This is a genomic window from Diaphorobacter sp. HDW4A (genome assembly GCF_011305995.1).
Taxonomy (GTDB): domain Bacteria; phylum Pseudomonadota; class Gammaproteobacteria; order Burkholderiales; family Burkholderiaceae_C; genus Diaphorobacter_A.
The window spans coordinates 6,188,405-6,200,667 of record NZ_CP049910.1 but is presented as its reverse complement, the minus strand read 5'-3'; the positions used below and the strand labels follow the sequence as shown (position 1 = coordinate 6,200,667).

At 60.9% G+C, this 12,263-nt stretch carries 9 protein-coding genes; 8 read left to right on the top strand and 1 reads right to left on the bottom strand.

Annotation, left to right across the window (positions count from 1 at the left end; translation table 11 throughout):
- Nucleotides 1-420: 420 nt before the first annotated feature.
- The gene (gene ffh, locus G7047_RS28175; protein WP_166311596.1) at nucleotides 421-1,803 is read right to left on the bottom strand and encodes a signal recognition particle protein; all 1,383 of its coding nucleotides are present in this window, start codon (nucleotides 1,801-1,803) and stop codon (nucleotides 421-423) included.
- Nucleotides 1,804-1,897: 94 nt separating this feature from the next.
- Between ffh and G7047_RS28170 the strand changes: the two genes are divergently transcribed.
- The 8 genes from G7047_RS28170 to G7047_RS28135 all read left to right on the top strand — a co-directional run bounded on the left by G7047_RS28170 (nucleotide 1,898) and on the right by G7047_RS28135 (nucleotide 12,221).
- Nucleotides 1,898-2,698 carry an inner membrane protein YpjD gene (locus G7047_RS28170; RefSeq protein ID WP_166311595.1) on the top strand — a complete coding sequence of 267 codons (801 nt, stop codon included), beginning with the start codon at nucleotides 1,898-1,900 and terminating at the stop codon, nucleotides 2,696-2,698.
- Between the two features lie 6 nt (nucleotides 2,699-2,704).
- Nucleotides 2,705-2,944, top strand: a complete 240-nt coding sequence (locus tag G7047_RS28165; RefSeq protein WP_166311594.1) for a PP0621 family protein — start codon at nucleotides 2,705-2,707, stop codon at nucleotides 2,942-2,944.
- 28 nt (nucleotides 2,945-2,972) lie between these two features.
- Nucleotides 2,973-4,673, top strand: coding sequence for a HAMP domain-containing sensor histidine kinase (locus G7047_RS28160; protein WP_240939293.1), 1,701 nt, complete (start codon nucleotides 2,973-2,975; stop codon nucleotides 4,671-4,673).
- A 15-nt stretch (nucleotides 4,674-4,688) separates the two neighbouring features.
- Entirely contained in the window at nucleotides 4,689-6,236 is a 1,548-nt protein-coding gene (locus G7047_RS28155) for a sigma-54 dependent transcriptional regulator (RefSeq protein WP_166311593.1), read from the top strand.
- On the top strand, nucleotides 6,220-6,807 hold the full coding sequence (gene ampD / locus G7047_RS28150; RefSeq protein ID WP_166311592.1) for a 1,6-anhydro-N-acetylmuramyl-L-alanine amidase AmpD: 588 nt from the start codon (nucleotides 6,220-6,222) through the stop codon (nucleotides 6,805-6,807). Before G7047_RS28155 ends, ampD begins: the two co-directional genes overlap by 17 nt.
- Before the next feature lie 365 nt (nucleotides 6,808-7,172).
- On the top strand, nucleotides 7,173-10,109 hold the full coding sequence (locus tag G7047_RS28145; protein WP_166311591.1) for a ribonucleoside-diphosphate reductase subunit alpha: 2,937 nt from the start codon (nucleotides 7,173-7,175) through the stop codon (nucleotides 10,107-10,109).
- A 133-nt stretch (nucleotides 10,110-10,242) separates the two neighbouring features.
- Nucleotides 10,243-11,421 carry a ribonucleotide-diphosphate reductase subunit beta gene (locus G7047_RS28140; RefSeq protein WP_166311590.1) on the top strand — a complete coding sequence of 393 codons (1,179 nt, stop codon included), beginning with the start codon at nucleotides 10,243-10,245 and terminating at the stop codon, nucleotides 11,419-11,421.
- Nucleotides 11,422-11,612: 191 nt separating this feature from the next.
- Nucleotides 11,613-12,221, top strand: a complete 609-nt coding sequence (locus tag G7047_RS28135; protein WP_166311589.1) for a histone — start codon at nucleotides 11,613-11,615, stop codon at nucleotides 12,219-12,221.
- Nucleotides 12,222-12,263: the final 42 nt, after the last annotated feature.

Genomic DNA, 12,263 nt, shown 5'->3' with positions numbered 1-12,263 from the left:
CAGAATTTTCATAAGAGGAATGTTCGGCACGTCGCTGCGCTCGTGGCACTCATCTCGCGACTTCGCGAGATGTTGGTGCGCAAGAACTGCGTGAGTTGCGGGCTGACGTTTAAGCATTGCAGACTCAAAAGCGCAGTGGGCGTCTGAGTCCCAACGCAGCTATGCAAACACCCCGGCACGAGCGCAGCGATGTGCCGCAAACACCTCTTCCAGACTGATTTCCGGCGGCTACCCGAGCAGAGTGACGAAGGAACGCCGCGAGTTCCGCCGGAGGTATTCGAAGCGCATTTTTGGTGACTTTTTGGGCAAGACCAAAAAGTTACTGCCCCGCCGGGGCAGTCCCGGCCTCCGCTGCCAGCACCGCCACAGAAGCCGAAAAATCCACAATGCCCCCGACGTTCAAAAAAACGTCGAGAAAGATCAGAACGGCATCTTGGGCATGCCTCCGCCGCCCATCATGTTCTTCATCCCCCCCATGCGCTTCATCATCTTCATGAGGCCGCCGCCCTTCATCTTCTTCATCATGGTCTGCATCTGCTCGAATTCCTTGAGCAGGCGATTCACTTCCTGAACCTGCACACCTGCGCCGTCAGCGATGCGCTTCTTGCGGGTGGCCTTGATGAGGGCGGGATGCTTGCGCTCCTTCATGGTCATCGAGCAGATGATGCCTTCCTTGCGGCGCACTTCGCGTTCAGCCTTGTCCATGTCGACCTGACCAGCTTTTCCGGCGAGTTCGGAGGGCAGCTTGTCCATCAGAGTGGAGAGGCCGCCCATCTGCTTCATCTGCTGGAGCTGCGCGAGGAAGTCATTCAGATCGAAGCCGTCGCCGCTCTTGACCTTTTCGGCCAACTTCTGCGCGGCCTCCATGTCCACGCCCTTGGTAACCTGCTCGACCAGCGCGACGATGTCGCCCATGCCGAGAACGCGTTGGGCGTGGCGGGTAGCGTCGAATACCTCAAGGCCGTCGATCTTTTCGGAGACACCGGCGAACTTGATCGGCGCGCCAGTGATCTGGCGCACGGACAGCGCCGCGCCACCGCGCGAGTCGCCGTCGAGCTTGGTGAGCACGATGCCGGTGAGCGGCAGCGCTTCCTTGAAGGCCTTGGCGGTGTTGATCGCGTCCTGGCCCTGCATGGCGTCGACCACGAACAGAGTTTCAACCGGTTTCAGGATGCCATGCAGGTCCTTGATTTCCTGCATCAACAATTCATCGATAGCCAGACGGCCGGCCGTGTCGACCAACAGCACGTCGAAATAATGCTTCTTGGCGTAGTCGAGCGCAGCCAAAGCGATGTCGCGCGGCTTCTGATCGGGCGAGGACGGGAACCATTCGGCACCTGCCTGCGCGGTCACCGTCTTGAGCTGTTCGATGGCGGCCGGGCGGTACACGTCGCCCGAGACCGTCAGCACCTTTTTCTTGCGCTTGTCGATCAGGTGCTTGGCGAGCTTGGCGGTCGTGGTGGTTTTACCAGCGCCCTGCAGACCGGCCATCAGGATGACGGCGGGCGGCTGGGCGTTGAGGTTGATGTCGGAAATGCCCTCGCCCATGGTGGCGGCGAGTTCGGCATTGACGATGCCGACCAGCGCCTGGCCGGGCTTCAGGCTGCCAAGGACTTCCTGGCCGAGCGCCTTTTCCTTGACGCGGGCGACGAAGTCCCGCACCACGGGCAGGGCCACGTCGGCTTCAAGCAGTGCCATGCGCACTTCGCGCAGCATGTCCTGCACGTTGGATTCGGTGATGCGGGCCTGGCCACGCATCTCCTTGACGAGTCGTGATAATTTATCGGTGAGCGCGGAAGCCATGCAAATGCTCCAAGGGCAGCATTCAGGCCGTCAGGCGCAGGATGCTGCAATGTTTGGCCCGACGAACGCGGGCGAAAGGCTAAACTGTAAGTCTATGATTTTACCCAGTGCTTCACCACTCGGATGGCTATTGGCCTTGGCGACGGCTGTGGCCTACGTGATCTCAGCCATTGCGGGCTCCAGATTTTCCTCGTCTCAGGCACGAATGGCGCTGATCGCGGCTTGGGTGTTGCACGGTGCCTCGATTGCCTGGGGCCTGATGGGTGTCTCCCCTCATTTCGGTTTTGCCTCCGCGCTCTCAATGACCGCTTGGCTGATGCTGGTCGCCTATCTGGTGGAGCGCCAGTTCTTTCCACAGTTGCGCGCGCTCTGGGTGCTGTCCCTGCTCGGCGCGGCCATCGTGCTGATCGCCGCACTGTTTCCGGGCAAGCCGCTGCATGCGCTGTCCTCACCCTGGTTGCCGCTGCACCTCACACTGGGCATCGCTTCCTACGGATTGTTCGCCGCAGCCGTGGTGCACGCCTGGCTGATGACGCGCACCGAAAAGCAGATCCGCCTCGCCGCCGATTCCCCGAGCGGCATGCCGCTGCTCACGCTCGAGCGCCTGACTTTCCGTTTCGTGACGGCGGGCTTCGTGGTGCTGACAGCCACTCTGATCGCGGGTTGGTTCTTCGGCGAGGTGCTGTACGGCCGTGCCTGGGTCTGGGACCACAAATCGGTGTTCTCGGTGCTCTCGTGGATCACCTTCGCCGTGCTGCTGATCGGCCGCTCGCGCTTCGGCTGGCGCGGCCACAGCGCCGTGCGCATGCTGTATGCGGGCGCGGCGCTGCTGCTGCTCGCCTATGCGGGTTCGCGCTTCGTGATGGAAGTGCTGCTGGTGCGCGCCGGGGTTTGAACGAACATGAAATACCTTCTCGTCCTGATCGTTCTGATCATCGCCTACAACATCTGGCGCAAGCAGCGCATCGACAGCGGCTCCGCCACACCACCCCACCGCAACCCGACGAACGCTCCTCCGCGCATTCCGCAGGAGATGGTGCCCTGCGCGCACTGCGGCTTGATGATGCCCAAGACCGAAGCGCTCGAGCAAGGCGGCAAGCATTACTGCAGCGTCGAACATCAGCGCCAGGGCCCGGCCTGAGTCGCCGCTATTGGATCTGGAAAAATCCGTGCTGCACAGCCCACGCTCCGGCAACAACACCTTTCTGCGCATCTGGCTCGCGTTCCTGAACGGCCGGGTGATGGTCGCTCTGCTGCTGGCCATGCAGCAGGGTGCGGGACTGATCTGGCATGTCCCCACCAATCCCGACACGCTCGCCGCCTGCCTTGGCTATCTGGCGCTGACGCTGGCCGTGCGCATCGTCTCGCGCACCGTGCCCTCGCCCCAGCCGGGCGTGCAGTGGCTGCCTACCATCGGCGTGGACATCGTCATCTTCAGCCTTCTGCAGTTCATCGGCAGCGACACGCTGAGCTTCACGCCACTCTTTGCGCTGCCAGTGCTGATGGCCGGGATGCTGGGCACGCTCATGACTGCACTGGGCACCACCTCGTTGATCACCATCGTGATGCTCGCGGCAGCCCTGTTCGCCGACCAGAAGAATCTGGGTGACCCGACGCAGCGCTATATACAAGCGGCACTCACGGGCGTCGGCTTCTTCATCGTCACGTATTTGGCGCATCAGCTCTCGGTCAAGCTGCGCTCCGAGCATGAAATCGCCCAGCGCAGCCGCATGGCGGCACAAACGCAGGAGGATGTGAGCGCGCTCGTGATGCAACATCTGGCCGAAGGCGTGCTGGTGATGGACCATCAAAGCCAAGTGCGCCTGGTCAACCCATCGGCGCGGCTGCTGATGGGCGACGCGATTTCCGGCACCATGCCCTTCGATCTGCGTCCGCTGGTCAACTGGGTGCCCTTGCTCGAGCTCGTGCGCCTCACCTTTGTGAGCGGCACACAGCAATCCGCCGATATCGACATCGTCCACCCTGGCCACAGCCCCATGGGCCTGCGTGCTCGCACCTGGCTGACCACGCACCACGCCTTTCAGCCCGCGAGCAACCCCTCCGGCGAAATCACGGATCCGCTCTGTGTGGTCTTTCTGCAGGATCTGCGCGAGATGGAGGCACGTCTGCGCACCGAGAAGCTCGCCGCGATGGGTCGCATGTCAGCCGCCGTGGCGCATGAAATCCGCAATCCGCTGGCGGCCATCATCCAGGCCAATGCGCTGTTGGAAGAAGACCTGACGGACCCCATGCAACGGCGCCTGAGCCAGATGGTGAAGCAGAATGCCGAGCGGCTCACCCGTATCACTGAAGAGGTGCTGGACATCGCCCGGGTACGCCACCAGATCGACAACGTGCCTGCCTCGCCGATCGATCTCGACGCCACGGTCTCACAGATCGTCAGCGATTGGCAGGCACATGACGTGCAACGCCGCCACGCCCTGCTCACGCTGAACACGCCGGACATGCAGGTGAATTTCGACATCGACCATCTGCGCCGCGTGCTGGTGAATCTCATGGACAACGCGCTGCGCTACATGGGCCCGCATCCCGATTCGATGTACATCCACACCGGCACCACGCCCGACGGACTCGCCTTTGTGGAGGTCTGGAGCGACGGAGCACCGCTCGAAAAATCGGTGGAGCAGCATCTGTTCGAGCCTTTCTTCTCCTCGGAAAGCCGCTCCAGCGGACTCGGCCTCTACATCAGCAGAGAACTGTGCAGCCGCCATGGCGCTTCCATCCGTTACGAGCGCCGCTCTCAGGCCCTGCATCGCGGCGAGATCGAAGGCAACGCGTTCATCGTCACCTTCCGCAAATCGCTGCAGCTTCCAGGGACGCCTTCGCTTTTTGACACAATCATGGTCTGATACTTCACCGAATACATGCCTGCATACGCCGCTTCCATCCTTGTCATTGACGACGAACCCGATCTGAGAACGCTCTACGAGCTCACGCTCCTGCGCGAGGGCTATCGCGTCGAAACGGCCGGTTCGGTGGCAGAGGCGCGCCAGCAATTGCGCGTGCAGCAATTCGACGTGGTGATCTCCGACATGCGATTGCCCGACGGCTATGGCATGGAAGTGCTCCTGCAACTGCGTGAGTCCCAGAGGCGCGAGCGTTGCGTGGTGATGACCGCATACGGTTCAGCGGAAAATGCGGTGGAAGCGCTGCGCGCCGGAGCGTTCGACTATCTGACCAAGCCGGTCGATCTCAAGCAGTTTCGCTCGGTAGTTGCGTCCGCCGTGCAGGGCACGGGCGGCGTTCCGGCTCCCGGCCAACCTGCGGCCAGCCTGCGAGTTCAGGGAACGGAGAACAGGCCCACCGCCGAGAACGAATCATCAACGGTGTCGCCCATGCTGCGCCAATTGATCGGCGAATCCGAAGCCATGCGCAATGTAAAGCAGCGCATCGCCAAGGTAGCGCGCAGCATGGCGCCAGTATTGGTACGCGGCGAGTCCGGCACCGGCAAAGAGCTGGTCGCGCGCGCGCTGCACGGCAGCAGCCAACGCTCCGATGGCCCGATGATCGCAGTGAACTGCAGCGCCATTCCAGAGAATCTGCTCGAAGCCGAGTTCTTCGGCGCACGCAAGGGCTCATACACCGGCGCGACGGCGGATCGCGATGGATTCTTCCAGGCCGCACAGGGCGGCACCCTGTTCCTTGACGAGATTGGCGATCTGCCGCTTGCCATGCAGTCCAAGCTGCTGCGCGCCATTCAGGAGCGCAGCATCAGGCCGCTCGGCGCGACACAGGAAGAGACCGTCGATGTGCGCATCGTGAGCGCCACGCACAAGAACCTTGCTGCCGAGGTGCAGGCCGGCACATTCCGTCAGGACTTGTACTACCGCCTGAATGTTATCGAACTGCTAATTCCGCCGCTGCGCGAACGCCGCGAGGATCTGCCCGACCTGTGCCGCGCGCTGCTACAGCGCATCGAGCAGGATTCGGGCGTGCCCGTGCCCCGTCTCACCGGCAACGCACTGCGACGCATCGCCATGCACCCACTGCCGGGCAATGTGCGCGAGCTGGAAAATCTGCTGCACCGCGCGGTCGCGCTCAGCGATGGCGACGAGCTGTTCGTCGATCCACCCACTGCCAGTGCAACGCCTGAACCTGCCCCGGCGCCTGCTGCACCGACAGAGCCCTCACCCCTCGTGGTCAAGTACAGCGATGCGAGCGAGCGCGCGGAGATGCTGCCGGCAGGTGCGCCACCGCCCTATCCCGCCAACACCGCACTGCCCAATGACCTGCAGGCCTGGCTCGACAAGCAGGAGCGCGACATCCTTGTGCGTGCGCTGCGCGAATCCGGCTTCAACCGCACTGCGACGGCTGCACGCCTGGGCATTAGCCTGCGCCAGATCCGCTACCGCATCGAACGGCTGAACATCTCCGAGGCCGAAGGCGGCACGGACCATGTCGAAAGCGAATAAGCCAGCCAACGCCTGGCAGGGCGGTTGGTACGCCAAGGCCCATCGCGTCGAATCGCCCAACCATGGCCCTCGCCCGGAAGGTGCCGAGATCGACCTCGTTGTCGTGCACTCCATCAGCCTGCCGCCGGGCCAATATGGAACGGGCGACATCGAGCGCCTCTTTACCAACAAACTCGATTGGGATGCAGATCCCTACTTCAACACCATACGCGGCATAGAGGTTTCCAGTCACTTCGTGATCGGAAGAAGTGGGACAATCACCCAGTTTGTCAACTGTGATCGGCGCGCGTGGCATGCCGGTCGTTCGCACTGGCGAGCACGCGACAACTGCAATGACGACTCGATCGGCATTGAACTGGAAGGATTGGAAGGCGAGAGTTTTGCCGAGGCGCAATACACCGCGCTGACCATGCTGTGCAAAGCTCTTGCCCAACGCTATTCGATCCGCTACATCGCCGGACATGAGCACATTGCGCCCGCGCGCAAGGGTGATCCCGGAGCCGGATTCGAATGGCAAAAAATGCGAAACAATTTGTGTGATCTAGGTTGGTGGTTTCCACTACAACCTTAGCAACCGTCACCCCTCTGTGGTTTTCACAGTTGGCCATCTCCGGATTTTTCCCGCTCTACTTTTTCCCGATGCATGCGGGCTAGCGGAGCGTATTGCCGGATAGATCGCATCAACTGGTGATTCCCGTTCGCAAACACTGTCAGCACAACCCGTCGCGCACCGACATGCGGGCCCTTTGCAGACCACAAATTGTCAATTTCGCCCGAACACCACCCTGCAGCGGATACACTACAGGTAGTGTCTTGATGACTTCGGACACCCCAGATATAGTGTGTCACGGCAACCAGTGATACATCACACCCGAAGGCCCTTGCAGCTGATCCAGGCCTGCACAGCCGCCTTCGAACGCAATACAAGAGGACTACATGCAAGCTGTACAGACCCCAGCCAATGAGGTGAGCCCTGCGCTCGCTCAATCCACTTCTTCTGCTGCCGCAAAGGCACCAGCGATCGCCGGAAACTACACCCAGTTCCAGATCATCCGCCGCAACGGCGCCGTGGTTCCGTTCGAGCCACAAAAGATCGCCGTGGCGATGATGAAGGCGTTTCTGGCAACACACGGCGCGCAGGGCGCGGCATCGGCCAGCATCCGCGAAGTCGTGGACAACCTCACTCAGGCGGTCGTGCACGCCCTGACCCGTTCGCGCCCAGGCGGCGGCACCTTCCACATTGAAGACGTGCAGGACCAGGTCGAACTCGGCCTGATGCGCGGCGGCCACCACGAAGTCGCCCGGGCCTACGTGCTGTACCGCGAAGCCCGCAAGCAGGAACGCGCCGAGCGCCGCGAACAGCTGCTGCCGCAAGTGCCGACCATGCATGTGCTGGAAAACGGCCAGCGCGTGGAACTCGACGTGCTTCGTCTGCACGCGTTGATCGAATCGGCCTGCGCCAATATCGGCGAGCACGTGACGGCTGCGCCCATCGTGACCGAGACGATGCGCAATCTGTACGACGGCGTGCCGATGGACGAAGTGTTCAAGGCGGCGATTCTGGCCGCGCGCACCAAGATCGAAAAAGACCCCGGCTACACCTACGCCACAGCCCGCCTGCTGCTGCACACCATCGTGCGCGAAATTCTGGGCCGCGACGTGACGCCCGCAGAAATGCCGGCAGCCTATGCCGAGTACTTCCCGCAATTCATCCAGAAGGGCGTGGACAACGAGTTGCTCGACGAGCGTCTCCTGAAGGAATTCGACCTGCAACGTCTGGGTGCCGCCCTGAAGGCCGAGCGCGACCAGCAGTTCGACTACCTCGGTCTGCAGACGCTGTACGACCGCTACTTCCTGCACGTGCGCAAGACCCGCATTGAACTGCCGCAAGCCTTCTTCATGCGCGTGGCGATGGGCCTGTCGCTGAACGAAGCCGACAAGAACGCCCGCGCCATCGAGTTCTACGAAGTGCTGTCGTCGTTCGACTTCATGTCGTCCACGCCAACGCTGTTCAACAGCGGCACGCTGCGCTCGCAACTCTCGTCGTGCTACCTGACCACTGTGCCGGACCATCTGGATGGCATCTATGAGTCGATCAAGGAAAACGCCCTGCTCTCCAAGTTTGCAGGCGGTCTCGGCAACGACTGGACCCGTGTGCGCGCGCTGGGTTCGCACATCAAGGGCACGAACGGCGAATCGCAAGGCGTGGTTCCGTTCCTCAAAGTGGTGAACGACACCGCCGTCGCGGTGAACCAGGGTGGCAAGCGCAAGGGCGCAGTCTGCACTTACCTGGAAACATGGCACCTCGATATCGAAGAATTCCTCGAGCTGCGCAAGAACACCGGCGACGACCGCCGCCGCACGCACGACATGAACACGGCCAACTGGATTCCAGACCTGTTCATGAAGCGCGTGATGGAAAAAGGCACCTGGACGCTGTTCAGCCCCGCCGATGTTCCCGATCTGCACGACCTGTATGGCGGTGCATTCGAGAAGGCCTACTCCGCCTACGAAGCCAAGGCTGCGGCCGGCGAGCTGCGCCTCTCGAAGCAGATTCCTGCCAACGACCTGTGGCGCAAGATGCTCTCGATGCTGTTCGAGACCGGTCACCCATGGATCACGTTCAAGGATCCTTGCAACATCCGCTCGCCTCAGCAACACGTGGGCGTGGTGCACTCGTCCAACCTGTGCACGGAAATCACGCTGAACACCAGCGACACCGAAACCGCCGTCTGCAACCTGGGCTCGGTGAACCTGTCGCGTCACATCACGGACGGCAAGGTTGATCACGACAAGCTGAAGAAGACCATCAGCACCGCAATGCGCATGCTCGACAACGTCATCGACATCAACTACTACGCCGTGCAGAAGGCCAAGGACTCCAACATGCGCCACCGTCCGGTGGGCATGGGCCTGATGGCCTTCCAGGACGCGCTGTATGAAATGCGCATCCCTTACGCCAGCGACGCCGCCGTGCAATTCGCCGACGAATCGATGGAAGCCATCTGCTACTACGCCTACTTCGCATCGAGCGAGCTGGCCAAGGAGCGCGGCACGTACTCCACGTATGAAGGCTCGCTGTGGTCGCGCGGCATTCTGCCGATCGACTCGGTGGAACTGCTGGCCAAGGAACGCGGCGGCTACGTTGAAGTGGATCGCTCGTCGACGCTCGACTGGGAAGCTCTGCGCAAAAAGATCGCCAAGGACGGCATGCGCAACTCCAACTGCGTAGCGATTGCACCGACCGCGACCATCTCCAACATCGTTGGCGTGGACGCATCGATCGAGCCATCGTTCGGCAATCTGTCGGTCAAGTCGAATCTGTCGGGCGAGTTCACCGTCGTCAACCAATATCTGGTGCGCGATCTGCAGCGCCTCGGTCTGTGGGATGACGTGATGGTGATGGACCTGAAGCACTTCAAGGGCTCGCTGCAACCGATCGATCGCGTGCCGCAAGCCGTGAAGGATCTCTACGCCACCGCGTTCGAAGTTTCGCCGACATGGTTGGTCGAAGCCGCATCGCGTCGCCAGAAATGGATCGATCAAGCACAGAGTTTGAACATCTACATGGCAGGTGCATCGGGTAAAAAGCTCGATGAGACCTACAAGCTCGCATGGGTTCGTGGTCTTAAAACCACGTACTACCTGCGCACGCAATCTGCGACGCATGTGGAGATGAGCACGGTGAGTGGACGACAACTCAACGCCGTGTCGAGTGGCAACGAGCAAAATTCTGCCGCAGCCCCGAAAGCCGCGCCAGTCAACGCTTTGGAGGCAGCAGCCGCTGCTGCACGTGCACAGAACGAAAGCGTTCCAGCCACCGATATCAAGTTCTGCGCGATCGATGATCCGGGCTGCGAGGCCTGTCAATAAGGCGTTTTGTGCGTGCGTTTGAAGTGCTTCACATCGGAGCGCACGCGCCTCCACGCAAAATATTTGGCGAAGCAACGCCGCAGCGCTTTTCTTTTTGAGTCGCTGCTTTCATAATTCGAGCACTGGAAAACGTATGCTGACCTGGGACGAAGAAGTCAAGCCCTCATCGCAAAATCAAACGGAAGGCGGTTCGTATGACAACCGCCTCGGATCAACGCCCGCGCTTCAGACCGTTGCATCCACCTCTCCGCAAGGTGCTGCGCCTTCCGCTGAAGCATCTGCACCCGCTGCTCGCAAGCGCGTGAATGCCGCCGACAAGCGCATCATCAACGCCAAGACCGACGTCAACCAACTGGTCCCCTTCAAGTACAAGTGGGCCTGGGAAAAATACCTCGCCACCTGCGCCAACCACTGGATGCCGCAGGAAGTGAACATGACGCGCGACATCGCGTTGTGGAAAGATCCGAACGGCCTGACAGAAGACGAGCGCCGCATCGTCAAGCGCAATCTCGGCTTCTTCGTGACCGCAGACTCGCTGGCCGCCAACAACATCGTGCTCGGCACGTATCGCCACATCACCGCACCCGAATGCCGCCAGTTCCTGCTGCGCCAAGCGTTCGAGGAAGCGATCCACACGCACGCCTACCAGTACATCGTCGAATCGCTCGGCCTCGATGAGTCCGAGATCTTCAACGCGTACAACGAAGTCAAGTCGATCCGCGACAAGGACGAGTTCCTGATCCCCTTCATCGAAGCGATCATGGATCCGAACTTCAACACTGGCACACCCGAAGACGATCAGACGCTGCTCAAGTCACTCATCGTTTTCGCCTGCCTGATGGAAGGTCTGTTCTTCTACGTCGGTTTCACGCAGATTCTGGCGCTGGGTCGCCAGAACAAGATGACCGGCGCAGCCGAGCAATACCAATACATCCTGCGCGATGAGTCGATGCACTGTAATTTTGGCATCGACCTGATCAACCAGCTGAAACTCGAGAACCCGCATCTGTGGACTCCCGAATTCAAGGAAGAGATCAAGGGTCTGTTCCAGAAGGCCGTCGAACTCGAATACGCGTACGCCGAAGACACCATGCCGCGCGGCGTACTGGGTCTGAACGCGTCGATGTTCAAGAGCTACCTGCGCTACATCGCCAACCGTCGTGCGACGCAGATCGGCCTCGAAGCGCTGTACCCCAATGAAGAAAATCCGTTCCCCTGGATGAGCGAGATGATCGACTTGAAGAAAGAACGCAACTTCTTCGAGACCCGAGTCATCGAGTACCAATCCGGTGGAGCCTTGTCCTGGGATTGAAGAATCCAGACAACACAGGTCATGTTCTTGAATTCACACCCTCACAACCCAACGCCCGCACGAGGCGGGGTGTGGGGGTGTTACCGTATTTGTGGCAGTGAGATGGACATCCAACATCCCGGTGCCATGAATCGCTCTGTGTCCAAAGTAGACACGGGGTGCTCTTTGCTAATCGACCCAAGGAGAAAATGATGGCAACTGCGAAGAAGACCGCTGCTAAGAAGGCAGCTCCTGCAAAGAAAGCAACCGTGGCCAAGAAGGCTGCTCCGGCGAAAAAGGCCGTAGCTGCAAAGAAGGCTGCTCCTGCGAAGAAGGCTGCACCAGCCAAGAAGGCCGTAGCCGCGAAGAAGGCAGCTCCAGCCAAGAAGGCCGTAGCCGCGAAGAAGGCAGCTCCAGCCAAGAAGGCCGTAGCCGCGAAGAAGGCAGCTCCAGCCAAGAAGGCCGTAGCCGCAAAGAAGGCAGCTCCAGCCAAGAAGGCCGTAGCCGCAAAGAAGGCAGCTCCAGCCAAGAAGGCCGTGGCCGCAAAGAAGGCAGCTCCAGCCAAGAAGGCCGTAGCCGCAAAGAAGGCAGCCCCAGCCAAGAAGGCTGCTGCCGCGAAGAAGCCTGCTGCTGCCAAGAAGGCCGTAGCTGCGAAGAAGCCGGCTGCTGCAAAGAAGCCTGCTGCCAAGAAGGCTTCGAAGAAGGCTGCTGCCAAGCCTGCCGCTGCTGCCCCTGCGGCCGCTGCTGCTGCCGCTCCTGCTGCACAAACCACGCTGAATCCTCAGGCTGCGTGGCCTTTCCCGACAGGCGGCAAGCCCTAATCAGGCAAGCTTCCTTTCAGGAAACAGCAAAGCCCGGTGTGA